At 62.0% G+C, this 25,359-nt stretch carries 27 protein-coding genes and 1 tRNA gene; 14 read left to right on the top strand and 14 right to left on the bottom strand.

The window, feature by feature from the left end; translation table 11 throughout:
- The first annotated feature begins 70 nt into the window (after positions 1-70).
- From bcp to JFC13_RS10135, 3 genes are all read left to right on the top strand, one after another.
- On the top strand, positions 71-544 hold the full coding sequence (bcp, locus tag JFC13_RS10145; RefSeq protein ID WP_096157327.1) for a thioredoxin-dependent thiol peroxidase: 474 nt from the start codon (positions 71-73) through the stop codon (positions 542-544).
- Positions 545-607: 63 nt separating this feature from the next.
- Positions 608-689, top strand: a tRNA-Leu gene (locus JFC13_RS10140).
- Positions 690-823: 134 nt separating this feature from the next.
- Entirely contained in the window at positions 824-1,288 is a 465-nt protein-coding gene (locus tag JFC13_RS10135) for a GNAT family N-acetyltransferase (RefSeq protein WP_198396961.1), read from the top strand.
- 33 nt (positions 1,289-1,321) lie between these two features.
- Here JFC13_RS10135 and JFC13_RS10130 read toward each other — a convergent pair whose 3' ends face one another.
- On the bottom strand, positions 1,322-1,951 hold the full coding sequence (locus tag JFC13_RS10130; protein ID WP_198396960.1) for a maleylpyruvate isomerase family mycothiol-dependent enzyme: 630 nt from the start codon (positions 1,949-1,951) through the stop codon (positions 1,322-1,324).
- Between the two features lie 22 nt (positions 1,952-1,973).
- The gene (locus JFC13_RS10125) at positions 1,974-2,738 is read right to left on the bottom strand and encodes a FadR/GntR family transcriptional regulator (RefSeq protein ID WP_198396959.1); all 765 of its coding nucleotides are present in this window, start codon (positions 2,736-2,738) and stop codon (positions 1,974-1,976) included.
- 71 nt (positions 2,739-2,809) lie between these two features.
- On the opposite strand from JFC13_RS10125, the gene JFC13_RS10120 reads away from it, so the two are divergent.
- Both JFC13_RS10120 and JFC13_RS10115 read left to right on the top strand, forming a co-directional pair.
- Positions 2,810-3,694, top strand: coding sequence for a carbon-nitrogen hydrolase family protein (locus JFC13_RS10120; protein ID WP_198396958.1), 885 nt, complete (start codon positions 2,810-2,812; stop codon positions 3,692-3,694).
- An 84-nt stretch (positions 3,695-3,778) separates the two neighbouring features.
- Entirely contained in the window at positions 3,779-5,122 is a 1,344-nt protein-coding gene (locus JFC13_RS10115; RefSeq protein WP_198396957.1) for an APC family permease, read from the top strand.
- On the opposite strand, the gene JFC13_RS10110 is transcribed toward JFC13_RS10115, so the two are convergent.
- The 5 genes from JFC13_RS10110 to JFC13_RS10090 form a co-directional block, all read right to left on the bottom strand.
- Entirely contained in the window at positions 5,080-5,589 is a 510-nt protein-coding gene (locus JFC13_RS10110; RefSeq protein ID WP_198397108.1) for an ASCH domain-containing protein, read from the bottom strand. The genes JFC13_RS10115 and JFC13_RS10110 overlap by 43 nt on opposite strands.
- Positions 5,590-5,594: 5 nt before the next feature.
- Entirely contained in the window at positions 5,595-5,924 is a 330-nt protein-coding gene (locus tag JFC13_RS10105) for a TetR/AcrR family transcriptional regulator C-terminal domain-containing protein (RefSeq protein ID WP_332839380.1), read from the bottom strand.
- 13 nt (positions 5,925-5,937) lie between these two features.
- Entirely contained in the window at positions 5,938-6,723 is a 786-nt protein-coding gene (locus JFC13_RS10100; RefSeq protein ID WP_198396956.1) for a (S)-acetoin forming diacetyl reductase, read from the bottom strand.
- A 166-nt stretch (positions 6,724-6,889) separates the two neighbouring features.
- On the bottom strand, positions 6,890-7,690 hold the full coding sequence (locus tag JFC13_RS10095; RefSeq protein ID WP_198396955.1) for an acetoin reductase: 801 nt from the start codon (positions 7,688-7,690) through the stop codon (positions 6,890-6,892).
- A gap of 84 nt (positions 7,691-7,774) precedes the next feature.
- Entirely contained in the window at positions 7,775-9,421 is a 1,647-nt protein-coding gene (locus JFC13_RS10090) for a flavin-containing monooxygenase (RefSeq protein WP_198396954.1), read from the bottom strand.
- A 274-nt stretch (positions 9,422-9,695) separates the two neighbouring features.
- Between JFC13_RS10090 and JFC13_RS19880 the strand changes: the two genes are divergently transcribed.
- Positions 9,696-11,384 carry a helix-turn-helix domain-containing protein gene (locus JFC13_RS19880; RefSeq protein ID WP_198396953.1) on the top strand — a complete coding sequence of 563 codons (1,689 nt, stop codon included), beginning with the start codon at positions 9,696-9,698 and terminating at the stop codon, positions 11,382-11,384.
- Here JFC13_RS19880 and JFC13_RS10080 read toward each other — a convergent pair.
- Positions 11,326-11,742 carry an acyl-CoA thioesterase gene (locus JFC13_RS10080; protein ID WP_198396952.1) on the bottom strand — a complete coding sequence of 139 codons (417 nt, stop codon included), beginning with the start codon at positions 11,740-11,742 and terminating at the stop codon, positions 11,326-11,328. The two genes, JFC13_RS19880 and JFC13_RS10080, sit on opposite strands and share 59 nt — an antisense overlap.
- Positions 11,743-11,940: 198 nt before the next feature.
- Here JFC13_RS10080 and JFC13_RS10075 point away from each other — a divergent pair, with 198 nt between their 5' ends.
- The 3 genes from JFC13_RS10075 (at position 11,941) to JFC13_RS10065 (ending at position 15,851) form a co-directional block, all read left to right on the top strand.
- The gene (locus tag JFC13_RS10075) at positions 11,941-12,288 is read left to right on the top strand and encodes a PadR family transcriptional regulator (RefSeq protein WP_198396951.1); all 348 of its coding nucleotides are present in this window, start codon (positions 11,941-11,943) and stop codon (positions 12,286-12,288) included.
- Complete coding sequence (locus tag JFC13_RS10070) at positions 12,285-13,253, top strand: hypothetical protein (RefSeq protein WP_198396950.1); 969 nt, start codon at positions 12,285-12,287, stop codon at positions 13,251-13,253. Before JFC13_RS10075 ends, JFC13_RS10070 begins: the two co-directional genes overlap by 4 nt.
- A 63-nt stretch (positions 13,254-13,316) precedes the next feature.
- Entirely contained in the window at positions 13,317-15,851 is a 2,535-nt protein-coding gene (locus JFC13_RS10065) for an excinuclease ABC subunit UvrA (protein ID WP_198396949.1), read from the top strand.
- A 2-nt stretch (positions 15,852-15,853) separates the two neighbouring features.
- Here the strand turns inward: JFC13_RS10065 and JFC13_RS10060 are convergent, their stop codons facing one another.
- Together JFC13_RS10060 and JFC13_RS10055 are read right to left on the bottom strand one after the other, a co-directional pair.
- Positions 15,854-16,087 carry a hypothetical protein gene (locus JFC13_RS10060; RefSeq protein ID WP_198396948.1) on the bottom strand — a complete coding sequence of 78 codons (234 nt, stop codon included), beginning with the start codon at positions 16,085-16,087 and terminating at the stop codon, positions 15,854-15,856.
- The gene (locus tag JFC13_RS10055) at positions 16,084-16,503 is read right to left on the bottom strand and encodes a hypothetical protein (protein ID WP_198396947.1); all 420 of its coding nucleotides are present in this window, start codon (positions 16,501-16,503) and stop codon (positions 16,084-16,086) included. The genes JFC13_RS10060 and JFC13_RS10055 overlap by 4 nt, the downstream gene beginning before the upstream one ends.
- 152 nt (positions 16,504-16,655) lie before the next feature.
- Here JFC13_RS10055 and JFC13_RS10050 point away from each other — a divergent pair, with 152 nt between their 5' ends.
- Positions 16,656-17,819, top strand: a complete 1,164-nt coding sequence (locus JFC13_RS10050; RefSeq protein ID WP_198396946.1) for a sensor histidine kinase — start codon at positions 16,656-16,658, stop codon at positions 17,817-17,819.
- Positions 17,816-18,502, top strand: coding sequence for a response regulator (locus tag JFC13_RS10045; RefSeq protein WP_198396945.1), 687 nt, complete (start codon positions 17,816-17,818; stop codon positions 18,500-18,502). The genes JFC13_RS10050 and JFC13_RS10045 overlap by 4 nt, the downstream gene beginning before the upstream one ends.
- 18 nt (positions 18,503-18,520) lie before the next feature.
- Here the strand turns inward: JFC13_RS10045 and JFC13_RS10040 are convergent, their stop codons facing one another.
- On the bottom strand, positions 18,521-19,801 hold the full coding sequence (locus JFC13_RS10040; RefSeq protein ID WP_198396944.1) for a class I SAM-dependent methyltransferase: 1,281 nt from the start codon (positions 19,799-19,801) through the stop codon (positions 18,521-18,523).
- A 194-nt stretch (positions 19,802-19,995) separates the two neighbouring features.
- Between JFC13_RS10040 and JFC13_RS10035 the strand changes: the two genes are divergently transcribed.
- Positions 19,996-20,400 (top strand): universal stress protein, encoded by a 405-nt coding sequence (locus JFC13_RS10035; RefSeq protein WP_198396943.1) that lies wholly within the window; start codon positions 19,996-19,998, stop codon positions 20,398-20,400.
- A gap of 21 nt (positions 20,401-20,421) precedes the next feature.
- Here the strand turns inward: JFC13_RS10035 and JFC13_RS10030 are convergent, their stop codons facing one another.
- From JFC13_RS10030 to sucC, 3 genes are all read right to left on the bottom strand, one after another.
- Positions 20,422-21,561 (bottom strand): threonine aldolase family protein, encoded by a 1,140-nt coding sequence (locus JFC13_RS10030; RefSeq protein ID WP_198396942.1) that lies wholly within the window; start codon positions 21,559-21,561, stop codon positions 20,422-20,424.
- A 258-nt stretch (positions 21,562-21,819) separates the two neighbouring features.
- Positions 21,820-22,716, bottom strand: a complete 897-nt coding sequence (gene sucD, locus JFC13_RS10025) for a succinate--CoA ligase subunit alpha (RefSeq protein ID WP_198396941.1) — start codon at positions 22,714-22,716, stop codon at positions 21,820-21,822.
- An 18-nt stretch (positions 22,717-22,734) separates the two neighbouring features.
- Positions 22,735-23,904: an ADP-forming succinate--CoA ligase subunit beta gene (gene sucC / locus JFC13_RS10020; RefSeq protein ID WP_143924159.1), complete on the bottom strand. Its 1,170-nt coding sequence runs from the start codon at positions 23,902-23,904 to the stop codon at positions 22,735-22,737.
- A gap of 195 nt (positions 23,905-24,099) precedes the next feature.
- Here sucC and JFC13_RS10015 point away from each other — a divergent pair, with 195 nt between their 5' ends.
- Positions 24,100-24,594, top strand: coding sequence for a MarR family winged helix-turn-helix transcriptional regulator (locus tag JFC13_RS10015; RefSeq protein ID WP_143924160.1), 495 nt, complete (start codon positions 24,100-24,102; stop codon positions 24,592-24,594).
- Positions 24,595-24,671: 77 nt separating this feature from the next.
- A complete protein-coding gene (locus tag JFC13_RS10010; protein ID WP_198396940.1) occupies positions 24,672-25,358 on the top strand; it encodes a GNAT family N-acetyltransferase in 687 nt (228 codons plus the stop codon).
- The last annotated feature ends 1 nt before the right edge of the window (position 25,359 follow it).

Genomic DNA, 25,359 nt, shown 5'->3' with positions numbered 1-25,359 from the left:
CTGGTCTCGGACTAGAGTGGTCTGTGAACTGAGAACTTCGGAGAAGTTCCGAACGAGAAGAGGAGACACTATGCCACGTCTGTCAGTCGGCGACACCGCACCGGATTTCACCCTGTCCAATCAGGATGGGAAGTCCGTGACCCTCAGCGAATTCAAGGGACAGCGGGTTGTCGTCTACTTCTACCCTGCTGCCATGACTCCCGGCTGCACGACCGAGGCCTGCGACTTCCGTGATTCGCTTTCGGCGCTGTCTGCTGCCGGACTGGTTGTTCTGGGCATCTCGCCGGACAAGCCGGAGAAGCTGAAGAAGTTCGCGGAGAAGGAGGGGCTGAACTTCGACCTTCTCTCCGACCCCGACAAGTCCATGATGGAAGAGTGGGGCGCCTTCGGGGAGAAGAAGAATTACGGCAAGGTCGTCCAGGGCGTCATCCGCTCGACGCTCGTCATCGATGCTGAGGGCGCCGTGGAACTGGCACAGTACAACGTCAAGGCCACCGGTCATGTGGCTCGTGTGCGCAAGGCCTTGGGCATCGACGCCGCCTGACCGGCTACGTTATCTGATCGTTTCAGCATCGCGCCCTCGTCCTGCTAATCTTAAGGACGTCGCGCGCGAGTGGCGGAATTGGTAGACGCGCTGGATTTAGGTTCCAGTGTCTGCGGACGTGGGGGTTCAAGTCCCCCCTCGCGTACAGAGCGGAGAACGGCCTCTGGTTCGGGAAATATCCTCCCGGCCAGAGGCTTTTTCACATACTCTTGCAGTACATGTCGCCTTGCGGCGCTCACATGTCACCCCGCAGAACTATAAGGAAAGGCCCGGACAGTCATGTCAGATTCGTCGACCACTTCCGTTCGCCCTGTTGACTCGGCAGACGAGGCTCGCTGGCGTGAGCTCTTCCGCGGCTACCGCGAGTTCTATCACCTGCCGGAATCCGAGGACATCGTCTCCCGGGTGTGGGGCTGGCTCATGGATACAGCACACGAATGCCAAGGCCTGGTCGCCGAGGCGGATGGCCGCATCGTCGCAATCGCGGACTTCCGGAGATTCTCGCGTCCGTCGACCGGCACGGTCGGTCTCTGGCTCGATGACCTCTTCACCGACCCTCAGGCCCGCGGAACAGGATCCGGACGTGCACTCATCGCCCGTCTCCAGGAGATCGCCGCAGACGAGGGTCGTTCGGTCGTCCGCTGGATCACTGCCGACGACAATGCTCAAGCTCGGGTCCTCTATGACAAGGTAGCGACGAAGACGAACTGGCTCACCTACGACGCGAAGCCGAAGGAAGCATAAGGACGAAGTTTCTCGAGCGTCTGTGCGCAGACCTCAACTCATGCGAGTTCGCAGTTCTTCGGCGCCTTCGCCCTCGAGCAGCGAAGCGAAGTCCGGACGTCCCGCCATCGCCATCACCAGATCCAGGAGCCTGCCTCTGACCGCCGGCCCGCTTTCGACCCTGAAGTCAGCATCGTCTGCGACGAGAGTCAGCCCTTTGACGAGGGTCCTGCTGTTGACTGCGAAGTCCTTCGCGGCGTAGAAGCGAGCGACCTCAAGGACTGCGCTGGGGTCGGGAGTCAGAGTGAGCCCGAGTGGCCGGGCGATGTCCTGAGAGTGGACGATGACCTCGCCGAGGAACGCAGGATAGTCCTTCGTCGGTACGATCGTGGCCGTGATGCAGCTGCGGAAGATCCCCAGAGTCTCTTCGGGCGACCTCCCTCGGAACCTGGCCAGGAGTCGGGCATTGTGCCGGTCAGCGTTGAATCCGGCGGCGGCGATGCTGCGAATCCACGCCCACCTGCCCGTGTTCGCCGCCGCACTGAGATGGGCAACGACCTCGTCGACGCTCCAATCAGAACACAGCGTGTCAGCGCTCCACTGGTCAGACTCGAGCGTCTCCAGCAGTTTGACCAAGCGAGCGCGTTCGGCGTGGATGAGTGTCCAAGAGTCTGATTCCCTCACAGCGGGTGCCTCACATTCAAGGTCAGTCGCCGAGCCCGAGGCCGACGAACATCTCTCGACGCAGTGCGTCCACGTGAATGCGTGCGATATCGACGGCCGCCATCGGATCGTGGGCGCGAAAGGCGGCAACGAGACGGGCATGATGGTCCCGGCCCTCATCGAGCTGTTCCTGCGGATAGGGAACGAAGTACCTGGTCAGCGCCTCATAGCAGGCGAGATAAGTCGGCACTTCCGGAAGGCCGCTGATCTCGGCGCACAGGCGGTGGAAGCGAGTGTCGGGGATGTGGTGCTCGTGCCAATCGGCGGCGTTCTTCGACTGCCGAATGAGATCGTCGAGTTCGTCGCACTGTGCCGCCGTCGCTCGCTGTGCGGCTGCAACGACGATCGCACTCTCCATCAGGCTGCGCTGATCGATGAGCCGGAGGATCGACTGCTCGTCGGCCCGATAGGCCGTGACCGATGAGTCATTGAGCGCCGGTGGATCGTCGGCAACGAAGGTTCCGCCCCCGCGCCCTCGACGGCGCACCAGGACTCCATCGTCGACCAGGCTCTCCAGGGCACGGCGCGCGGTGATGTGACTGACCTCGAGGCCACCGGCGATGAGCTCAGTGTGGGGAAGCTTGCTTCCCGGCGCCAACAGCGCATGCTCGATCGACAGGAGAACTCGAGCTCGGACAGTGTCGACGGCTGAGAGCCGTGTGACCGCCGCAGATCCCGGAGCCGTGAACAGGGCCTGGTCAACCTCATGGGTCTCCCGGTTCGAGGCACGCGAATTTTTTCCCGCCATGTGTTGAGTCTATCGGCTCACAAGTTTATAGTGATCAAAATGAACACTTATGTTGAGCAAAGGAGCTGCCGGTGCCACAGAGAGAACTGAGCGTCGGACTTGCTCAGCGCGCTCCGCTCCACGGCCCGAACGTGCTGGCCGAGCTGCACGCGGACGTCGAACGCACGCTTGCACGGCATCCTGGGCTCGACATGCTCGTCTATCCGGAGCTCCACCTCCAGGGAGTCGATCACCTGCCGACCGATGAACAGCCGGCCGCGCTGGCACAGCTGGCAATGCCTCTCGATGACCCCTTTGTGGCGAGGATCGGCGAAGTGGCCGCAGCCTTCGGCATCTGGCTGTGCCCGGGAAGCATCGGCGAGACGACCAGCACGGATGCGCAGTACAACACCCAACTCCTCTTCTCCCCCGATGGGACTCTGACTGCCACCTATCGCAAGATGTTCCCATGGAGACCATTTGAGCCCCACCTCCCGGGAACGGAATTCGTCGTCGCCCCGATCGAGGGCCACGGCGTCCTCGGTCTGTCGAACTGCTATGACGCCTGGTTCCCCGAACACTCCCGGCACCTCGCGTGGATGGGCGCCGATGCGATCATCAACATCGTCAAGACGACCAGCCAGGACCGCGATCAGGAGCTCGTCCTCGCCCGAGCCAATGCGATCGTCAATCAGGTCTACATGCTCAGCGTCAACTGCGCCGAACCAGTCGGTCGTGGCCACAGCATTGCCGTCGGCCCCGAAGGGCAGGTCCTCGCCGAGGCGGGGGCCGGTGAGGGCACCCTCGTCGTTCGGGTGGACTCCGGCCAGATCCAACGCGTGAGAGCTCAGGGCACTGCTGGGACCAATCGAATCTGGTCGCAGTTCACCCCAGAAGACGAACCGATCCCACTGCCGCTCTATGCCGGAACCATCGAACCCAAGCGATGGTCACCCCACTATCGCGGGCACGACTGAGCCGAACATCGACCGCAGCGATCCCAACTCACCGTCGCACCACCTCGGCGGCCCAATGTCATCACTGAGAACAATGGAGTAATCATGTCAGACACGCTCACGCTCAAACGGACGCTCAAGCTGCCCTCACTCGTGATCTTCGGCCTCGCCTATCTCACGCCGCTGATCGTCCTGGGGATCTTCGGCGTCATCGCCTCCGAAACCGGAGGCGCAAGTGCCAGCGCCTATCTGCTGGCGCTCATCGCCATGCTCTTCACTGCCAACAGCTATGGGCGTATGGCTGCTGCCTTTCCGGTCGCTGGGTCCGCCTACACCTACGTTCGGAAGACCATCGATGGACGAGTCGGGTTCCTCGTCGGCTGGGCGACCATGCTCGACTACCTGTTCCTGCCGATGGTCATCTGGCTCATCGGCGGTTCATACCTGCAAGCACAGTTCCCCGGGGTGCCGATGGCCGTGTGGATCATCGGGTTCATCATCCTCACCACTGTGCTCAACATCGTTGGCATCAAGGTCGCCGATCGCGTCAATCTCATCCTCATGTCCTTCCAGATCCTCATCATCGCCTTCTTCGTCGTCCTGTCTCTGGCCGATGTCTTCGGCACTCATGGCGCGAGCGGTCTCTTCAGTGCCACCCCGTTCACGGGCGTCAATTCGAGCCTCGTTGCGATCGGCGGCGGTGCAGCGATCGCCGCGTATTCGTTCCTCGGCTTTGACGCGGTGACCACGTTCACCGAGGAGACGATCGACCCCCGGCGCACCGTTCCGAAGGCGATCATGCTCATCGCGGTCATCGGCGGCGGCATCTTCGTCGTCGTCGCCTACGCTGTGCAGCTGGTCCATCCCGGTGGAGTGTTCGAGAACTCCGACGCCGCGGCATTCGAGATCGCGCGCAGAATCGGCGGTCACCTCTTCGGTGCCATCTTCCTTGCCGCTCTCGTGATCGCTCAGTTCACCTCGGGAATCGCAGCTCAGGCGGCGGGCAGCCGTCTGCTCTATGCGATGGGCCGTGACGGAGTCCTGCCTCGGCGCTTCTTCGGCAAGCTCAGTCCGCGCTTCCACACTCCTGTGCTCTCCCTGCTGGCGATCGCCGTCATCGGCCTCATCGCCATCTTCATGAACGTCGCGACTTCGACCTCGTTCATCAACTTCGGCGCCTTCCTCGCATTCATCATGGTCAACGTCTCGGTCATCGTCTATTGGGTCAAGGAACGTCGCGCCGGGCGCCATCATGGGGTTCTGCTCTATCTGGCCTGTCCGATCGTGGGAGTGCTCGTCATCGGCTTCCTCCTCTCCCAGCTCGATGTCCACGCCATCACGATCGGGTCGATCTGGCTTGTCATCGGTGCCGTGATCCTCGCTGTCACGACCAGGGGCTTTCGGACTCAGCCCTCGGAGCTGGCCGTGGATTCGGTCGATGCCGACTGACCCGACCGGTCGGTGACGGGTGAGGGGAACACGACTCGGAATCGTTCGCAGACGACGGGCATGTCGAACGCGAAGCCCCGCGGGCTCTGTGAGTATCGACGCCAGAAGCGCTCGTGAGTCTCTCGCCAGCTCCTCAGCGTGCGATCGCCCTCCCCTTCGGCATGGGCGTGTTCGGCACTCACCTCGGCGAAGGGGACGATCTCGACCGCGGTGGTGATGATGACGGCCCGTGGCTCTCCATGGCCGTCGAGGATCACGCTGAACTCACCGACCTCGGGCACCGGCTCACTTTCGGCTTCCATGTCCCACAGCGCCGAGGCGGTTGCCGTCTTCGTTCCCTCGAGCACCAGGGTCAGGAGTTCGTTCGCATGGTTCGGTGTGGCACCGAACGCCCATGCTTCGGGTATCTGCTCGGGAAGGGCGGGGACAGCGGCTCGCGCCTCGGACCAGAAGTTCCTCAGCCTCAGTTCGCTCACGCCCGACCGCCGTCCAACTGGCGCGCAAGCCCATCGATGAGCGCGCGCAGCCCGAGGTCGAAGGCCGCCTCGGCCGAGGAAGAGTCAGTAAACTGCGGGTCCAGTGCCGCACGGATTTCGGAGAACCGCTCATCGGCCGAGTCTTGGGAGATGAGGTCGCTCGGCGCAACGATATCGAGGGCCGAACCGAGGACATGGGCCTCGACCGTGCGCATCACGGCAACGGTCGATGCTTCGGGCCACCCACCTCGGCGCAGGCCGGCAACGACGATGTCGTACATCTCGTAGGTCGACAGGTCCCGGATCGAGGTCGATCCACGCCGCACAGCAATTCCACTCTCAGTTGAAGACCATTCCCCCGTCGACCACGATCGACTGGCCGGTGATGTAATTCGAATCGGCACCAGCCAAGAACGACACTACATTGGCAACATCCTCGGGCTCAGACAGCCGATCCAGTGTGATTCCCGAGGTGAATTGCTCCCAGCCCCATTCCTCGGGTTGACCGGCAGTCTCGGCAGTTTCCTTGGCCAGCTTCTCCATCAGCGGGGTGCGCACAATCCCGGGCGCATAGGTGTTGACGGTAATGCCCGCTGAGGCCAGATCACGCGCAGCAGTTTGGCTGAGACCGCGTACCGCGAATTTCGTTGCCGAGTAAAGGGCGATTCCTGGATTGCCGACATGGCCCGCCTGCGAAGCCGCACTGATGATCTTGCCACCGTGTCCCAAGTCCTTGAATGCTTTGGTCGCCGCCTGAATGCCCCAGAGCACTCCATTGAAATTGATGCTGAAGATCTTATCGACATCCTCTGGGCCGATATCTTCGATTGGGCTCTGAACCGCGATTCCTGCGTTATTGACAACGACGTCCAACCCTCCCAATTCGGACACTGTCTGGTCGATTGCGTTGAAAACGCTCTCACGGTCGGCGACGTCCACCGCTACAGAGATGACGCCTGCGTCAGATCCGCCGAACTCTTGCGCAGCATTCTCTGCTGATTCCAGATTCAGATCGGCTATTGCAACCGCGAAACCGTCCTTGTGCAGCCTCTGCGCAATCGCCTTGCCGATGCCCTGAGCCGCTCCTGTCACGAATGCGACTTTCCTGTTCGCTGTATCGCCCATTTCTCATCAGTCCTTTTGAAATCGATTACCCAACTCATCCGAACGAAGAACATGTTGCTCTCCGATTCGGCCTCGCAAAATGTCTTCACTACTCTCAACTTGATGAAGCTCAGCCAACCGGTTCAGATGTCAGCGCCGATCCATGGCTGACTGCGAGCCGCCGTCATCAGCTGTACAGAATTCCTCCGTCGACCAAAAGCGTTTGCCCGGTGACGTAGTCTGCTCGATCACTGGCGAAGAATGCGACGACCCCAGCAACGTCCTTTGGGGTCTCGATTCTGCCCAAGGCGATGGTCTCGACATTCTCCTTGAGGTTCTCGCCCAGGGGTTTTCCGTTGATCTTGTGCAACTCGGTATCGACAAGGTCCCACATGGCTGTGCCGGCGATTCCCGGAGCGTACGCGTTTACTGTGTGACCGCTCGGAGCAAGTTCCTGCGCCGCGGTCTGCGTGATTCCTCGCACCGCGAATTTAGAAGCCGAGTACGCCGCGAGGATCGGAAATCCCTTGACCGCTGCAATCGACGCGGCATTGATGATCTTGCCTTTGTTTCCGAACTCGTCGAACTTCCGCACTGCACTCTGAACGCCGTAGACGATCGAATACACATTCGTCGCGAAGATCTTCTCGAGCTCTTCCCGAGTAATCTCCAGAATCGGTTTGACCTGGGCGATGCCCGCATTGTTGACCAATACGTCAAATCCTCCGAGACTATCAGCCGCACTGTCCGCGGCACGGTCGAAGGACTCGCTGTCTGATACATCGATCTCCACGAATGTCGCATTTCGACCGAGTTCTCGGATCTCTTCGACGACCCCGTCCGCTTTGTCCCGCTGGAAGTCCAGATCGCCAATGGCGATATCAAAGCCGTCTTCTGCAAGTTGGATGGCAATTCCTCGCCCCAGGCCCTGCGCCGCACCAGTGACCATTGCCACTTTGTTCCTCGGCTCCTGCATATCTTCGGCCATAGTTTGGCCACCTTTCGTCCATGTGTCCTCGTCACCTCTCGCGATGACAGAGTGATTGAGCTCGCTCGGATTGCTCAGCAAATCTCACTGATTCACAAGCGCCCTGTCCAGACCCTTGTCAGAGCTCTCGCGCGGTCCCTGTGAAATCAAGTTCGGATAACCAGCCTCGACCTCTTCTGCCAGGATCTCCTTCATCGCTGACAGGCCACCTAGGTAGAACAGCACGCTGGGCTTCTTTCCAGGGATGTTGGCACCGAAGACCCACGAGTCCACCTTTCCGAAGACAGAGCCCTTGGCCAGGTCACGGCAAACCTCGCTCCAGCGCTCTTCTGCATCGGTTGAAGGTTCGATGGTGGCGACATCGGCCTGTCTGGCATGTGCGATGAGATCGGAAATGAACTCGACCTGAGTCTCGATCGCCGACGGCAGATTGCAGAAGGGGCCCTTCGGCCCGAGCACCATGAACCAGTTAGGAAAGCCCGCGGTGGTCACGCCGAGGTAGCTCTGCGGATCGGTGCCCCACGTCTCGTTGATCTGCACGCCGTTTCGACCGGTGAGGTCCATCCGTCGATAGTTTCCGTCGACGGCGTCGAACCCGGTTGCAAAGACGATGACATCGTATTCACGGTGCTTGCCGTCAGAGGTGCGGATGCCACTCTGGGTGATCTCATCGATGGGAGTCTCCGAGATGTTCACGGCTTCGACATGAGGGAGGTTGAAGATTTCATAGAAGCCGTTGTCGCACAACGGCCGTCGAGCGTGAAGTCCTTCTGGCATGATCTTTCGAGCAGTTTCGGGGTCTTTGACGATCTCCCTGATTCGGTCCTTGATGAATTCGCCGGCTACCAAGTTGGCGTCTTCGTCGGACGCCAGATTGCCGAACGTGGAGAACATGAACCGGAAGCCTCCGCCCTGCTCCCATGCTTTCGCGAAGATCTCTTGCCGCTCTTCATCGGTGAAGTCCCACAGTGAGCGCTCCACCTCGTCGATCCCGAAGCCGAGAGCCGATGAGAAGACCGTGTCTCTCGTCTTCTCGAAATCCGCGTGGTACTGCTCGACCTCGCCGTCTCGCATTGCTCGCAGGCCGACCGGCACCGAGTACTGGGGCGTGCGAACATGCACTCCCAATTCGGCAACCTGCGACGCGGCCGCAGTAGCAAATTGCTGCCCTGTCGAGCCGGTCCCAATCACCGCGACCCGCTTGCCGGCCAGGTTCAAATCTTCCGGCCATCGCGCGGTATGAACCAACCGCCCTTCGAAGGAATCGCGTCCTGGAACATCAGGGAGATTGACGGCCGCCAGCAGTCCCACCGCATTGACGACATAGGTGGAGCGAATGGTGTCCCCGCTGTCGGTCGTCAGTTCCCACTCATTGTCGGCATCGATGTAGTGCGACGAGACGATTCCAGTACCGAACCGAAAGTGCTTGCGTAGATCGAAACGGTCTACGACACCTTCGAGATACGAGAGGATCTCGGGCTGAGTCAGGTACGTATTCTTCCAAGTGGTGTCTTGATAGAGGTCCTTGTCGAAGAAGTACTGGTACACATAGCCCTCCGAATCAGAGAGGGCCCCCGGGTATCGATTCCAATACCACGTACCTCCAGGCCCGTCCGCGAGGTCGAAGCCGACGACGTCGAGGCCCTGTTCGTTCGCCAGCTTCTGCATGGCGTAGATGCCGCCGAATCCTGCACCGATGACAACTGCGTCGACTGTTCTCTGATTACTCATCGAAATCTCCTTTGAAATCGTGACCACGGTATGATTGCGTGACGTGGACCACTTGCATAGAAAACGTTAGGCGGTCGTTCACGTCGACCGATGTTCCAAAATGGCACACTCGCTACGATCACCCCGACGGGATGGTTCCTGTAGCGTTTTTTGGTGCAGACTGGATACACCACCCGACATCGGGCTCATTGGGGAGACCGTTGCGGCCCAGGCTCGGACAGATCGTCGAAAGGCAATTCGGATGAAAGGCGCGCGGTTCAATTCCGATGACCCAGTGCGCGCAGCTCTGCATCGTCTGATCGATCGCGGCCTGACATCGGACATCGAACTCAAGAGCCTCGTGCCCGAGGACATCGAAGACAGCTGGCGGCGTTCTATATCGTCACGAGTCGATCCGGAAGGCCAGCCACGAATCGAAGACATCGGCGCCAAGGAGGAACTGATTCGTGCGGCCAGCCGTGTGATGGATCGCTGGCTCGCCTCCTTGTCCGACACCAAGACAACTCTGCTGCTCGGAGATGACCAGGGCCATATTGTCTGGCGTCGAACCAACGATGCTCGAGTCAGGCGCACACTCGATGTCGTGGGTGCAGTCGAGGGAGGCGACTTTTCCGAGACCTCGAGTGGAACGAACGGACTGGGCACCTCGATCGAGGCCCGGAAACCGATTCTGGTTCGCGGCAGCCAGCACTTCTTGGAAACGCTGAGGGACGTGGCCTGCTCGGCAGCTCCTGTCGTCCATCCACTCACCGGCCGAATCGTGGGTTCAGTATCACTGACGGCGGCCTCGGACGAAGCGAACAACTACATGATCTCGGTTGCACGGCAAGCCAGTCAGGAGATCGCCGACTCACTGATGGAGGGAGCCGACAGCCGGGACATCGCGCTGGCCAGGGCTTTTAAGCGGGCACGAACCGGCCACCGCGGAGTCCTCGTCATGAACCGGGACTCTGTCATGACCGATCTTCCTGCACTCTCGCAACTGGATGGCGAAACTCAAGCGCTGATCTGGGACCAGATCGCGACCCGCCTGGGTGTCGGCGAGGAGGGTATCTACAAACTGGCCGGGACTGGGATCTCCGCAATCGTCGCCAACGTCGGACACGCATCCGAGCCGGTGATGGAGCTGCGGATGCTGCCAACCGAGGACTCAGCCGAAATCAGGGATACGAACACAGTCAACCGCACCTCGAACGCACGAAAACCCGGGCCGAGCGCGGTCGCCCCTCCGAATAATGCCGACGATGCTGTGATCGCGTGGTGGACGGAGCTGTGTGGATATGCAAAGGAGAATCCTTCACTGACGGTGGTGATTCCGGCTCCAATCGGCTCAGACGCTGGGTACTGGGTGAATACGTGGTCCGAGGCGACCGGCAGAGATGCCAGGACGGACATGCAACCCCGAACGACCGGTGAGAATCCGTCGAAGGACACAGATGCAGGTCGCGAAGTGATTGACGGCTCATCTGCCCCTGCTTTTCCGAGTCTGCTTCAACGCCGATCAGCCATTGCCGAACTGGCGCGGAGAGTCTATTCGGGTCCTGGCACCGGCCCACAGTTCACTGCTGATGCGCTGTCAGCCCTGCTGTCGTGGAATTGGCCCGGAGACCTCAAGGAGTTGGCCGACCTGGTGGCGAAGCTGCCACCCGCTGTTGTCGACCCCTGGGTGATCGACGTGATGGACCTTCCCCCGCATCTTGCCTCGGCCCCGCGAAGAGTGCTGTCTCGATGGGAACAGTCAGAACGAGATTCGCTGCTGCAGGCACTCCTCGATGCTCAAGGAAACAAGGCCCAAGCAGCCGAACTTCTCGGCATCGGTCGAAGTACGCTCTACCGCAAGCTGCGCAGCCTGTCCATCGATCAGCTTCAGATCGATGCACTCACGTCAAACTATTCCGGCGGAATCAGCGGGCCTCGTGCTCGGACGGGTGGCCGATCGGCATCCGGTCCCGCTCGTAGGTGATCGATGAATAGCCGTGAGGGTCTGGCTGCCCCGTCTCCCCCACGCTGACGAAGACGATTCTATCGATGCTCAGAATGGACTTGCGCGTGATCATATTGCGCACCTGAGCTCGCATCGTCAGTGACGTGTTGCCGCAACGAGTTGCGACGAGGCCCATCTCGATGAGATCCCCCTGGCGAGCCGAAGCTACGAAGTCGATCTCGAAGATGAGCTTCGTGACCACGCTGTGGCTGCCGAGCTGAATGATCGCGTAGATCGCAGCTTCCTCGTCGATCCACTTCAGCAGGCTCCCTCCGAAGAGCGAGCCGTTCGCATTGAAGTCCTCCGGGCGAACCCACTTGCGTGTATAGAAGTTCATTCCGTCGACTCGATGAGTCGTATTCGCCGAGGGATATTTCGCCTGGGTTTCAGGCAAGGCGCAAACATTTCGAGCTGGATTCACCTCGGCGCTCATGCAGATGCCCTGACGCCCTGACGCCCTGACGCCCTGACGCCCTGACGCCAGACTATGTACTGCCTATTGCATTAGTGTGTGTCACACACTATAGTGTGACACATGAACGAGGATGCAGAACAGGCACTGGCGACACACGAACAAGAGTTGAGACGAGGCACCGTCGTCTTCGCCAGTCTCGTTGCCTGCCGTCAGCCTCAGTACGGGTACTCCCTGCTGACGACTCTCACCGAAGCCGGCATCGCCACAGAAGCCAACACGCTCTACCCCCTGCTGCGAAGACTTGAGAAACAAGGGCTGCTCAGCGCCGAATGGAATACGGAGCAGGCACGTCCCCGCAAGTACTACACGGTCACCACCAGCGGCGCCGAAGTCGCCGCAGCACTCCACTCCCAATGGCTGGAACTCAACACCAGCATTACGAAACTCTGGAAGGAAGGCACACCATGAGTGCGCTCACCGACATCTACGTCGACAATGTGGTCGGCCATCTGCACGAGAACTCACGCGACGACATCGCGGCAGAGATCAGGGCGACGATCAACGACATGGTCGAGGACCGCCTCGGCGAGATCGATCACCCCGCTCACGACCAGACCGAGAAGGTCGAGCGGGAAGTGCTCGAAGAACTCGGCGATCCGATCCTGCTCTCACGTGAGTACACGAACTCACCACAGCACCTCATCGGCCCCGACTCCTATCCGCTCTACATCTGGTCACTGCGGTGGGTGCTGCCGGCTGTGGCCATACTGTCCGTGCTCACCAACATCATCGTGCACTTTGCCACAACACCCGAGGTCCACCTCGGCTCGCTTCTGGGTCAGACAATCGGCAGCACCGTCACGGCTCTGCTGATCGCGTTCGCTGTCATCACGATTCTCATCGGACTCGGCGATCGCAGTCTCGACGGCGGGACCACACAGCAGCTGCCCGGACCACGGTCGAAGGCTTGGAGCGTCGATGATCTGCATCGAAAGGACGTCAGAGGTTCGCAGATCCGCGCCGAGGCGGTCCTGAACCTGATTTTCCTCGTCCTTCTTGCGCTGATCCCGCTCATCCCGACCTCGCTGGTCTACGTCGGGCATCTCAACAACGGCGAGACATTCATCAATCCCGGCCTGGGGTCAGGATGGCTGCTCGGCTATTGGGCCTTCCTGGCCCTCATGGCCGTTATCGAAGTCATCAAGCTGGTCCGTTCTTCGACCAGTGCCGCGCTGATCATCACCGGTGTGGTCCTCGACGTGGCGATGGCCGTCTTCCTCACCATCGCTCTACTGACGCAGCAGGTGCTGCACCCGGACCTCACATCCGCTTCGGGCGCCGAGGTGCAGCAGATCATCACCGTCATCGCAATCTGGGCCATCGTCATCTGGGATCAGATCAGCACGTGGCGCGCCCACCGAGCGAACCGCTGACCGCGTAGCCTGGTCCGGGTGCAGCTTCATCGCTGCACCCGGACGAGAGGAAGTGGCCATTTCATGACCGAAGAGATCGGCGTCGTCGGCGCTCGCGAGCACAACCTGTCCGGTTTCTCCGTCTCTCTGCCGCACAGGCAGCTCATCGGCATCTGTGGTGTATCGGGCTCGGGCAAGTCGTCGTTGGCCTTCGACACCATCTACGCCGAAGCCCAGCGCCGCTACCTCGAATCGGTCTCCCCGTTCACCCGTCACCTCCTCGGCGCGGTCTCCGCGCCCCAGGTCGACCGGATCACGGGCCTTCCTGCCGCAATTGCAGTCAAACAGCTCGTGTCGACTCCCCCGGAGAATTCGAGCGTGGGCACACTCTCACAGGTCTCTGATCTGCTGCGGGTGCTGTTCTCCCGCTTCGGCGACTACCCCGCGAACCAGGGCCGTCTGCTTGCCTCGGCATTCTCCCCGAACACTGTCGAAGGCGCCTGCCCGACGTGCGCGGCGAAGGGCAGCATCCATGACATCGACCTCGACGCCGCAGTGCCCGACAAGACCCTGACCATCCGCGAGGGCGCCATCGCCGCCTGGCCTGGAGGATGGTTGGGCCGGAACTTCAAACACCTTGTCGAGGCACTGGGAATCGACGTCGACATACCCTGGAAGCGCCTGCCCGCTGACACCCGCACCTGGCTGCTGACCACGGAAGACACACCATCCGTGACCGTCGAGCCGGAGAAGATACTCGACCACGTCGCCCGCGAATACACAGGCAAATTCCGCAGCGCCCGCCGGTACCTGCTCGACACCATGGTCACGACCGGCAGTGCCACGATCCGCGAACGCACCGAGGAATTCCTCAGCAACGACCTCTGCCCCGATTGCCATGGGAGTCGCATCAACCCTGCCGCATTGGCAGTGACGATCGGCGGGGAGAATATCGCCGAGGTGGGCAATCACAGCCTCACAGACCTAGCCGTGACGATCAACGCCGCCATCGCCGCCGACCTCGAACGCGGCCCCAGCAAATCGAAGCGATTCTCCACAGCCACAGATGAGGCCGCCCACGTCCTCCTCGACGAACTCGACAAGCGCACCGACGTGATCGAGCGCCTCGGCGTCGGCTACCTTCCACCCAAACGGTCAGCGGCCACCCTCTCCCCCGGTGAGCTGCAGCGACTGCGCTTGGCAGCCCATCTGCACAGCGGCCTTCACGGCATGGTCTATGTCTTCGACGAACTCTCCACCGGTCTGCACCCGAAGGACACCGATCACCTCTTCACCCACATCGAGGCTCTGCGGGATGCGGGCAACACGGTCATCCTCGTCGAACACGATATGGAGATCGTGCGCCGCTGTGATTGGGTGATCGAGCTCGGTCCCGGCGGAGGTGCACGTGGAGGCCAGCTCATGTTCTCCGGACCCGTCGCCGAGGCACTCGACGGGGAGAGCTCGACCGCTGTCCGCCTGCGCAATGAGGCTCCCAGCGAACCTTGGCGAGCACCCCAGGAATTCGAAGATTGGGCTCGGTGCACCAGCCTGTCGGCGAACAACCTCCGCGGTCTGGCACTGTCCTTTCCCATAGGTGGTCTCACCACTCTGACGGGAGTCTCCGGAGCGGGCAAGAGCACGGTGCTGCGGTCGGTGGCAACACTGGCCAGAAGCGCTGGAGCCTCCTCGTTCGATGGTGAGGAGGAACCGCCGACGATACCCCGGCGCAGTAGCAGCACTGGTGGTAGCAGCTGTGGTGAGGGAGGAGATCTTGCCGAGGCAGATGCTGCCGGGCTCGCGGTCTTCGACCGGGTGGTCAGCTTCGATCAGTCCACCATCGGCCGGTCCCCGCGATCGGTCATCGGCACCTACCTGGGCATCTTCGATAAAATCCGCAGCCTGTTCGCGAAGACCGATCTGGCACGCAGTCGTGGCTTCACCGCCTCACAGTTCTCCTTCAACACCGCCCGGGGACGCTGCCCCCGCTGTGAGGGCCTGGGCATCATCACCATCGATCTCGTCCACCTGCCGGCCTCCAGCGGCACCTGCCCCGAATGCGAAGGCCGCCGATTCATAGAGGAGACACTCGAGGTCACGGTCGAGGAGCTGACCATCGCGGATGTCCTCGATCTGTCGATCGATGCGGCGGCGTCGGTGTTCGCCGAACGCCTCGGTCTCGTCGCCCATTTCGAGGTCCTGCAGAGGGTCGGCCTCGGTGGTCTGCTGCTCGGACAGTCCTCGGCGACGCTGTCCGGCGGTGAGGCGCAGCGGCTGCGGCTGGCCGCGGTGATGCGGGCCAGGAAGCGACGTGAGCGCTCACTATTCATCCTTGATGAGCCGGCCAACGGCCTGCACCCCAGTGATGCTCGGGTCCTGGGGAGGCTCTTCCGCCAGATCGTGGACGAGGGAGATACGATCCTCATCGCCGATCACAATATGGAGCTGGCCGCCGGCTCGGATTGGCTCATCGACATGGGCCCTGGACCCGGTCCCGACGGCGGTCACGTCGTAGCCTCCGGCCGGCCAGACGAGGTCGCCACGGCAGGTGTCGGGGCCACGGCCTCGGTGTTGGCACGTCGATTCGGCACAGCGGGCTCAGGCGCTGCAGACGGCTGACTTCAGTTCCGGCGGGTCAGCCGTCTGTACCCGAAGCCACCTGCCAACCCGGCTCCGGCGAGCGCACCGACAGGGAGGCTCACCGGGGCAATGACCAGCACCGCTTCCTGCCAGATCCCTGCTATGAGGTCGTTGACGATGATCATGGCGAGGGCTCCTCCAATGAACCCGAGCATCATCAGACCGATGACACGCGCCCAGAGCCGACCACCTCGGCGGGCTTCGTTCCCGGTCACTGTCCGAGTCGATTCAGAGTCCAGGTTCCCCATCGCAGACGGCGGACGAGCAGTGCCAGTCCCCCGGCGACGACACCCCAGACAGCGTTCGTCACGATCATGGGGATGATGGCCAGGGGCTGCGCCAGCGGCCCCTCGAGGTGGCCCAGCAGAATCGGGGACAGGATGCCGCTGAGGATGATGGCACCGAGGGCGTAGACGAGTCCGACGATGCCCCCGCTGAGGAGCGGGTTCGCCGACCGAGACAGCCCTAGGGCCAGCACCCACACCAGTGTCACGAGCGCCGTCATTCCGAGAGCGATGGATTGGGTGGGAAGCCCGGAGCTCTCGAGGGCGATACGCGCCACGGGACGGACGAGGCCGAGCAACCCGAGAATGATGAGCAGAGGCCACTTGAGTTCGCGAAAATACTTCATTCTTCAAGATTAGGGTCATTGGACATCCTGCCGAATCGGCTCACACGCGCGACCGGCGTCGAGTTCTGAGGACCGTCCCGTACGTCGAGAAGCGACATTGCCGGGCGCTTCCGGCGGTGCCCACTGAGGTGAGACGACTCTATGCTGGGATCATGGGACCGCGAAGAACCGACGCCATTCTCGCCATTGTGGTGACAGTGTCGTTGGCAGCCATCATTGCACTGGCACAGATCGACGCTGGGACACCGTTGCGGTCGCTGCCCTTCGTCTTCGCGCTCGGGTTCGGCGCCGTGCTTCTTCTGCGGCGCGGATTGCCGAGGTCCGTCGTCGTCCTCAGCGTCCTGGGGACCTTCGCCTACTACAGCCTTGACCTCGTCCCGATCGGGGTCGCTCTCCCCGTGGTCGCTGCGCTCTTCTCCGTCGCCGAGGTGGGGCTGACCCGATTCGCCGTCGTTTCGGGAGCCGTGGTGTTCCTTGTGTCGACCGCCTTTCGGATTCGTGATGATTCGCTTCCGCTCGGTCGTCTTCTCGGCGCCGAGTCGATCTCAACGGTCGCACTCATCGCCGCGGCGATTGCCCTCGGACATGCTGTGGCCACCCACCGACGCTTTCTCGACCAGCACACCCAGCTGCTCCGTCTCCAGGACGAGCACCTGCGCAAGGAATCCGAGAGGCAGCTCCAGCACGAGAGACTGCAGCTTTCCCGCGACCTCCACGACACGCTTGGGCACAAGCTCTCGGTCATCTCTCTTCATGCTGCTGTCGGCATCGAGGCGATCGAACAGGGTGGTCAGGAGAGCTCGGAGGCAGCAAAGGCCCTTAACCGCGTTCGTGCCGAAGCGGGAGAGTCACTGAGCGATCTGCGATCCATGGTCCGTCTCCTGCGCTCCGGCGACGAAACGACCCGCACCAGCCTCGGCATCGACGGCATTGAGACTCTCCTCGAACAAGCGAGGTCCATGGGGATCTCGGTCTCATCAACGGTCGGACTCTCACCCGGCCAGGTGCCCTCCCCTGTCGAGACGGTGATCTTCCGCGTCGTTCAGGAGGGAGTCACGAACGTGCTCCGACATGCCTCGGCGACGGCTGTCAGCGTCGAAATCGGACTCAGCGATGACGACGTCACGGTGACAGTGGTCGACGACGGAACTGGAGCCGACTCCGCTGCCACGCTCGGAGAGGAGAGCACGGGAGGACACGGACTCACGGGGATGAGCGAGAGGGTGCGCCTCCTCGGCGGACAACTCAGCACTCGATCCGCCCCGAATCGGGGCTTCACCCTGCACGCCACGCTGCCGAGGAGGATCGATTCATGATCTCCATCCTGCTTGTCGACGATCAGGAACTCGTGCGCACCGGACTGCGCCAATTGGCCGTCAGCGATGGCGATATCGAGGTCGTCGCCGAGGCGGCAGATGGTCGAGCAGGGCTCGGCCTCGTGCGACAGTTGGGTCCCGATGTCGTGCTCATGGACATCAGGATGCCCGTGATGGATGGGATCACGGCGACGAGGCTCATTACCGGAGACCCTGGGCTCAATTCCACGAAGGTCGTCATGCTCACGACCTTCGACGACGATGAGGACATCGTGTCCGCCATCCAGGTCGGCGCCAGCGGCTACCTCCTCAAGGACATCAGACCGGCCGATCTGCGCTCGGCCATCCGCTCGGTCGCCGGCGGTGATTCGCTCCTCTCCCCGTCGGTGACCAATACGGTGCTGCGACGATTGAACGCCGGGCAGAAGGCGAGGCCGCGACCCGAGCTGCTCGAGGCGCTCACCGATCGTGAGAGGGAGGTTCTGGCACGCATCGGTCGCGGTGAGTCGAACCAGCAGGTAGGTGCCAGCCTATTCATCAGCCCGGAGACTGCGCGCACCTACGCCAGCCGTCTGCTGGGCAAACTCGGAGCACGTGACCGGTCACAGCTTGTCGTCCTCGCCTACGAGTCCGGGCTCGTCGTCCCCGGAGATGCCGTGCCGGAAGGAAACGGCCAGACATGAGCGATCGATCGCGTGAGCTCAGCCTCGTCTGAGGCTGCGGACGACGGTGAACTTGCTGGTGCGAGCGACCTGTTCGCTGGGTCCGATGACGCGTTCCAGAGTCTCGCGGTAGTGCAGGTGTGAGTTGTAGACCGTGAAGATTCGCCCCTCGGGTGCCAGCAGCTCGGCCGCTGTGTGCATGAGTCCGGCAGCGGTGTCAGTTTCGATGGTCGTGCCCTGATGGAACGGCGGGTTGAGCAGAATGAGGTCGTGCCCGCCAGTGCGCACCGAAGAGTCTGCGCCTGTCAGAGCCTGCACATCCGTGGCATCGGCGAGGATGGTCTCGACATCGAGTCCGTTCGCCTCTGCGGTCTCCCTCGCCGAGGCGACCGCCGCCTTCGATACGTCCACGCCGGTGCCCTTCTCCGCGCCCGTCACCTGCATCGCAGCTGTGAGCAGCCATCCGTTCCCGCACCCGAGGTCAAGGACCGAGTTCGGGGACCCAGGTCCCGCCTCAGCGAGTTGAGTCTCGGCGAGTTGAGTCTCGGCGGACCGGGCCTCGGCGAACTCAGACTCGGCTGCCAGAGCCGTGAGCAGCGCGGCCGAGCCCTCATCGCTTTTGACCCCGGAGAAGCAGGCTCCGTGGGCTCTGACCTGCAGCGGACCTGTGGCCGGATGATCGATTCTGCTGTGCTTGGGAAAGCTCGGCAGGCTCGGTGATGACAGCGGGCGGCTGCCGATGATCATGCGGTGCTTGCCGACGCCTGGAGAGACATCGACGCGGGCGAAACCACGCGCCAATTCCTTGTTCACGGCTCGGCTCATCGAATCGCTGCGGCCGATGACGATGATCGTCCTCACGTGGGCCTGGACGGCGGCGATCGTCTCGGCCAGCGCTTGGGTGGCCTTCGGTGCGTTGACGATCGCCCAGACTTCTTGCGCTTCCGGGGCGAAGACAGCGAGATCGTCGATGGCACTGGCCTGAGCTGCCACCTCGGCGACGGTGCGTACTTCGTCTACCCGGTCGTTGTAGGTGCGCACGGGTACGATCTCGCTCAGCAGCCGCGACTGCAGTCCCTGGCCGTCATCGACGACGAGGAACTCGTGCGGAAGCCCGGCAACCGCCTCGGCGTCCACGAATGTTCCTTCCGTCGCACGCCCGGAGACGTCGAGTTCTCCGCTGCGTCGCCCCAGGACATACTCGGTGAGAATCCTGGCCTGTGGGAATCCCGGAACTGCAGCGAGCTCGGGAAACTGTTCCAACAGATCCTGACTGCGTTGGCGGGCAGGAGAATCCGGAGACAGGAGGGTAGAAGGCATTAGAACAGTCTAGTCGGACTCCGCCCCTGCTTCAGTCGCGGATGCGCCACCACCAGGTACGACTGATTCACACAGATCTGCTGTGCAGGTTGAGACGGATTTGCGTGCAGGTTGGGGCGGACTGAGGAGCGTCGCAGCACGCAGATGTGCTACTAATTGAGGGAGCTTCGTCCAGTGTCGTATCAGGAGAGATCATGACAATTCTCGTCGGTTATTCCCCCTCACCCGAAGGCAAGGCTGCCGTCACGTTCGGCATCGACCAGGCGAGGGCCTTCGATGACACCGTGATCGTGCTCAATGCCGGCATCGGAGAGACTCCCGACGAACGCGGTGTCGCGACGAATCAGGACATGGACGAACTCAAAGAGGCGCTGCGCTCATCCGAGGTCTCCCATGAGATCCTGCAGTTCCTACGCGGCAATGACCCTGTTGAGGAGCTCCTCGCCCTCGCCGAGGCGACCGAAGACACCCGCATGATCGTGATCGGATCGCGTCGCCGCTCCCCCGTCGGCAAACTCATCATGGGCTCAACCGCTCAGCGCATCATCCTCGACGCTGACGTCCCCGTCGTCTCTGTGAAGGCTGACAGGAAGAAGTAAGGGCCGTCCACGGCCTCTCCCCTACTCGCCGACGATGGCCGCGATGAGGTCGTCGACGTCTTCGGCAGTGGTGTCGAAGGCACACATGAGGCGCACGACGTTCTTGGCCATGGGCCAGTCGGCAAAGGCGAACTTCTGCCGAGCTCGTGCTGCGACCTCCTCAGGCATGTGCATGAAGACGACGTTGGATTCGGTCTTCGCCACGATCGAGATATCAGGTGCACGGCCGGTGGCGATCGCCTCGGCGAGGCCATCTGCCAATCGTTGGGCCATGCCGTTGGCGTGACTCGCGGAGGTGCGCCACAGCTCGCCTTCGTAGAGGGCGTTGAGCTGGGCGGAGAGGAATCGCATCTTCGATGACAGCTGCAGGTTCATCTTCCGCAGGAACTTCATCCCCTGGCCGATGTCGGGGTTGAGGACGACGATCGCCTCGGCGCCGAGGAGTCCGTTCTTCGTTCCGCCCAGGCTGATGATATCGACGTCGGCCGCTGTCGTCAGCGATCCGAGCTCAGTGTTCAGATAGGCCGCGCCATTGCCCAGACGCGAACCGTCAACATGCAGGATCATATCGAGCCTGTGAGCCGTGTCGGCGATCTGGCGAATCTCCTCGGGCGTGTATGTCGTGCCCCATTCGGTCGATTCCGAAATGCTCACAGCCAGGGGCTGAGCGTTATGTTCGTTGCCGCGGCCGAGGACCGCGCCTTCGATGATCTCGGGAGTCAGCTTCCCGTCGGGAGTAGCTGCGCCGATGATCTTGAGTCCGCCGACCTTTTCCGGTGCGCCGGTTTCGTCGTAGTTGATGTGGGCGGAGGCTGCGGTGATGACGGCCGCCCAGCGGGGCAGCGCCGACTGCAGCGCGAGGACGTTGGCGCCGGTGCCGTTGAAGACCGGGAACGCCTGGGCGGAGGGGCCGAAGTGGCCCTTCATCACCTCACCGAAGCGCGCGGTCCACGGGTCCCCTCCATATCCGGGGGTGTGCCCGACATTGGCTTCTGTGATGGCGGCGATGACTTCCGGGTGGGCACCGGCCCAGTTGTCGGAGCCGAAGTTGCGCGGATGAGCCGATGGGGAGGTGTCGACGGGCGGGTCGACGGGCTGCGGGTCGAGGGGCGTCGCCTGGCCGGCCGGTATGTTCTGGGACAGCGGTGTCTGATCATTCACACGTCCAGATTAGCCTCCCACGCGGGCCCCGCACAGTTCGTTCCACAACCACCCGTTGCAACGGGGTGATTTGATGCTGGCAGGACGGGTTGCTGAACCAACTGGAGGGAAAGCGAGCCCGGGTGCGAATTGGTGCTGGGGCACGTCTCCGGTCCACTGCACTTCCTGCGGACACGCAAAAACGCGGTCATGGTGCAGTTGCCCAGCGTGTGTGCTGAACATGCGCACCGTGACCGCGCTGTTGTCGAGCGGGACGACTCAGGCGAGGAGTTCGCGCATGAGGTCGGCGGTTTCGGTCGGGGTTTTGCCGACCTTCACGCCTGCAGCCTCAAGGGCTTCCTTCTTCGCCGCAGCGGTACCTGAGGAGCCGGAGACGATGGCGCCGGCGTGGCCCATGGTCTTGCCCTCGGGAGCTGTGAAGCCTGCAACGTAGCCGACGACCGGCTTCGTCACGTTGTCCTTGATGTAGGCAGCGGCACGCTCTTCAGCGTCTCCGCCGATCTCGCCGATCATGACGATGGCTTCGGTCTCAGGATCGTTCTCGAAGGCTTCGAGCGCATCGATGTGTGTGGTTCCGATGACCGGGTCACCACCGATTCCGATGGCAGTGGAGAAGCCGAGGTCACGCAGTTCGTACATCATCTGGTAGGTCAGCGTGCCGGACTTGGAGACCAGTCCGAGCTTGCCCTTCTTGGTGATGTTGGCAGGGATGATGCCTGCCAGCGATGCCTCTGGCGAGATGATGCCCGGGCAGTTGGGTCCGATGATGCGGGTCGCATTGCCTGCGGCCTGAGCGCGTGCCCAGACTTCGGCGGCGTCCTGGACCGGGATGCCCTCGGTGATGATGACGAGCAGACCGATCTTGGCGTCAACGGCTTCGATGGCCGCATCCTTGGAGAATGCAGGCGGCACGAAGGCCACGGAGACGTCGGCACCGGTGGCTTCCATCGCCTCGGCGACAGATCCGAAGACCGGCAGCTCAACTTCGTTGCCGTCTTTGTCGTTGTGCTTGACGGTGGTGCCGGCCTTGCGGGCGTTGACACCGCCGACGACGTTGGATCCTGCTGCGAGCATGCGCGCAGTGTGCTTGGTTCCTTCGCCGCCAGTGATGCCCTGGACGATGATCTTCGAATCGGAATTCAGGAAGATAGACATTTGTGTAAAGACCTTTCCTTACTTGGCAGCAGCCAGTTCGGCGGCCTTATCGGCTCCACCGTCCATGGTGTCGGTCAGAGTGACGAGTGGGTTCGCGGCTTCCTTGAGGATCGCACGTCCTTCTTCGACGTTGTTTCCGTCGAGGCGGACGACGAGCGGCTTGGTGGCCTGGTCGCCGAGGATCTCGAGGGCCTTGACGATGCCGTCGGCCACTGCGTCACAGGCGGTGATTCCGCCGAAGACGTTGACGAAGACTGACTTGACCTGCTCGTCGCCGAGGATGACCTCGAGACCGTTGGCCATCACCTCAGCAGAGGCTCCGCCTCCGATGTCGAGGAAGTTGGCAGGCTTGACGTTGCTGTGCTTCTCACCGGCGTAGGCGACGACGTCGAGGGTCGACATGACGAGTCCGGCACCGTTTCCGATGATTCCGACTTCGCCGTCGAGCTTGACGTAGTTGAGGTCGAGCTTCTTGGCCTTGAGCTCGAGTGGGTTCTCTGCGCTGTCGTCGCGCAGCTCCTCGTGCTCAGGCTGGCGGAAGTCGGCGTTCTCATCGAGAGACACCTTTCCGTCGAGCGCGATGATGTCACCGGCACCGGTCTTGACCAGCGGGTTGACCTCAACGAGGGATGCGTCTTCCTTCTCGAAGACGGTCCACAGGGACATCAGCACGGGGGCCACCTTAGCGGCGGTCTCCGCGTCGAAGCCTGCTTCCTTGGCGATCTCTTCGGCCTTCGCAGCATCGATTCCGTCGATGGCAGAGACTGGTATCTTGGCGAGAGCTTCCGGACGTTCCTCGGCGAGCTGCTCGATCTCCACTCCGCCTTCCTTGGAGCACATGGCCAAGTAGGTGCGGTTGGACCGATCGAGGAGAACCGAGAAGTAGTACTCTTCAGCAATGTCTGCGCCTTCGGCGATCATCACCTTTTCGGTGATGTGGCCCTTGATGTCGAGACCCAGGATGTCCTTGGCGCGAGCTTCGGCTTCTTCAGGATTCTTCGCAACTTTGACGCCGCCGGCCTTGCCGCGGCCGCCCATCTTGACCTGAGACTTGACGACGACTACTCCGCCGCCGAGTTCTTCGGCTGCCTTCTTCGCTGCTTCTGGTGTCGTCGCGACCTGAGCCTTGAGCACGGGCACTCCGTGCTTCTCAAACAGGTCACGTGCTTGATACTCGAAAAGATCCACGTGTATTCCTTCGTTTCTACTGCCGGGTCTTTTGGCCCCGCAGGTGCGTTGACGGATGCAACAACCATGACCACTTTATTCCCAAGTGGCCCCGTCCATCCAAACGTGCAGGCCAAATCAGCCGATGAGTAAGAAATATCTCGGTAAAAAGTATCTTTGGCGCAAAGAATCTTGATCTGGACGTAAAATCGGAACATGGACGAGGTTGATCGGATTGTCGCGGCATGGCGCCACGAGCGCCCGGATCTCGACGTGTCTCCAATGGAGATACTCTCCCGCGTCTCACGGCTGGCCCGCCAACTGGATTTGGCACGGAAGTCCAGCTTCAGCGACTACGACATCGAGGGGTGGGCCTTCGACGTGCTCTCCGCTCTGCGCCGTTCCGGTGAGCCCTATCAGCTCTCCCCCTCAACTCTGCTGCAGGAGACACTGGTCACCAGCGGCACTATGACCAACCGCATCGATCGACTCGTCACCGCCGGCTGGGTCGAACGACTGCCAGACCCCGGAGATCGCCGAGGTGTGCTCGTGCGGTTGACGGCCGATGGCCGCGCCACGGTCGACTCCGCTCTTGCCGACCTCCTGGTCAAGGAGCGTGAGATCCTCAGCGATCTGACCCCGGCAGGACGTCGCAAGCTCGCCTCACTGCTGCGGCAGCTCTCGACCGGATTCGACGCCGACGAGAGCTGAGTCCCAGTCACAGGGCGAACTCGGGCAGACGCCGCAGACCGTAGGAAGAGTTCAATGACGAACGAGAAGGAGATGTCATGACCGACGCGAACCTCACCGACTGGACCGGGGTCAATCCACCTCGGCGAGAGACGATCCACGGGCGCTATGTCGACCTCGAGCCCCTCGACCCTAGGCTGCATTCGGATTCGCTCTTCGCAGCAGCCTCGGCGGACGGATCGGATGAGCGTTTCCGGTACCTGCCGCAGATGCCGCAGACAGCACGTGAGGACTTCGACGAGTGGATTCACACAACGTCCGAATCGCCCGATCCGCTGTTCTTCGCCGTGGTCGACCGCAGCACCGGGCGGGCCGAGGGGCGACAGGCGCTGATGCGCATCGATGCACACAACGGCGTCATCGAGATCGGCAACATCCTGTGGGGACCGGCCCTGTCGCGGACTCGAGGAGCCACCGAGGCGTTCTTCCTCTTCGCCGACCTTGCCTTCGCCAGTGGGTACAGGCGCTTCGAATGGAAGTGCGACAACGACAATGCGCCGTCGAAGAAGGCAGCGATGCGTTTCGGCTTCACCTTCGAAGGTCTGTTCCGACAGCACCTCGTCATCAAGGGCCTCAACCGCGACACCGCATGGTTCTCCATCATCGACACCGAATGGCCCAGTCTGCGCGCAGCCTATGTGCAGTGGCTCGATGAGGACAACTTCGACGAAGCCGGAGAGCAGAAGGTGCGCCTGAGCGATCTCATGCCGAACCGAGCACAGTAGA

It is taken from the genome of Brevibacterium antiquum (assembly GCF_016107655.1).
Classification (GTDB): Bacteria; Actinomycetota; Actinomycetes; order Actinomycetales; family Brevibacteriaceae; genus Brevibacterium; species Brevibacterium antiquum.
The sequence above is the reverse complement of the archived record's forward strand: the minus strand, read 5'-3'. Positions and strand labels throughout refer to the sequence as shown.

What these genes read in the sequence shown, in the direction of transcription:
- JFC13_RS10035 (WP_198396943.1), top strand. Translation starts at nt 19,996, where the DNA reads ATGACAATTCTCGTCGGTTATTCCCCCTCACCCGAAGGCAAGGCTGCC.
- JFC13_RS10070 (WP_198396950.1), top strand. Translation starts at nt 12,285, where the DNA reads ATGAGTGCGCTCACCGACATCTACGTCGACAATGTGGTCGGCCATCTG.
- JFC13_RS10045 (WP_198396945.1), top strand. Translation starts at nt 17,816, where the DNA reads ATGATCTCCATCCTGCTTGTCGACGATCAGGAACTCGTGCGCACCGGA.
- JFC13_RS10050 (WP_198396946.1), top strand. Translation starts at nt 16,656, where the DNA reads ATGGGACCGCGAAGAACCGACGCCATTCTCGCCATTGTGGTGACAGTG.
- JFC13_RS10040 (WP_198396944.1), bottom strand. Translation starts at nt 19,801, where the DNA reads ATGCCTTCTACCCTCCTGTCTCCGGATTCTCCTGCCCGCCAACGCAGT.
- JFC13_RS10075 (WP_198396951.1), top strand. Translation starts at nt 11,941, where the DNA reads ATGAACGAGGATGCAGAACAGGCACTGGCGACACACGAACAAGAGTTG.
- JFC13_RS10010 (WP_198396940.1), top strand. Translation starts at nt 24,672, where the DNA reads ATGACCGACGCGAACCTCACCGACTGGACCGGGGTCAATCCACCTCGG.
- JFC13_RS10080 (WP_198396952.1), bottom strand. Translation starts at nt 11,742, where the DNA reads ATGAACTTCTATACACGCAAGTGGGTTCGCCCGGAGGACTTCAATGCG.
- JFC13_RS10135 (WP_198396961.1), top strand. Translation starts at nt 824, where the DNA reads ATGTCAGATTCGTCGACCACTTCCGTTCGCCCTGTTGACTCGGCAGAC.
- JFC13_RS10100 (WP_198396956.1), bottom strand. Translation starts at nt 6,723, where the DNA reads ATGGGCGATACAGCGAACAGGAAAGTCGCATTCGTGACAGGAGCGGCT.
- JFC13_RS10090 (WP_198396954.1), bottom strand. Translation starts at nt 9,421, where the DNA reads ATGAGTAATCAGAGAACAGTCGACGCAGTTGTCATCGGTGCAGGATTC.
- JFC13_RS10055 (WP_198396947.1), bottom strand. Translation starts at nt 16,503, where the DNA reads ATGAAGTATTTTCGCGAACTCAAGTGGCCTCTGCTCATCATTCTCGGG.
- sucD (WP_198396941.1), bottom strand. Translation starts at nt 22,716, where the DNA reads ATGTCTATCTTCCTGAATTCCGATTCGAAGATCATCGTCCAGGGCATC.
- JFC13_RS10015 (WP_143924160.1), top strand. Translation starts at nt 24,100, where the DNA reads ATGGACGAGGTTGATCGGATTGTCGCGGCATGGCGCCACGAGCGCCCG.
- JFC13_RS10125 (WP_198396959.1), bottom strand. Translation starts at nt 2,738, where the DNA reads ATGGCGGGAAAAAATTCGCGTGCCTCGAACCGGGAGACCCATGAGGTT.
- JFC13_RS10115 (WP_198396957.1), top strand. Translation starts at nt 3,779, where the DNA reads ATGTCAGACACGCTCACGCTCAAACGGACGCTCAAGCTGCCCTCACTC.
- JFC13_RS10095 (WP_198396955.1), bottom strand. Translation starts at nt 7,690, where the DNA reads ATGGCCGAAGATATGCAGGAGCCGAGGAACAAAGTGGCAATGGTCACT.
- bcp (WP_096157327.1), top strand. Translation starts at nt 71, where the DNA reads ATGCCACGTCTGTCAGTCGGCGACACCGCACCGGATTTCACCCTGTCC.
- JFC13_RS10065 (WP_198396949.1), top strand. Translation starts at nt 13,317, where the DNA reads ATGACCGAAGAGATCGGCGTCGTCGGCGCTCGCGAGCACAACCTGTCC.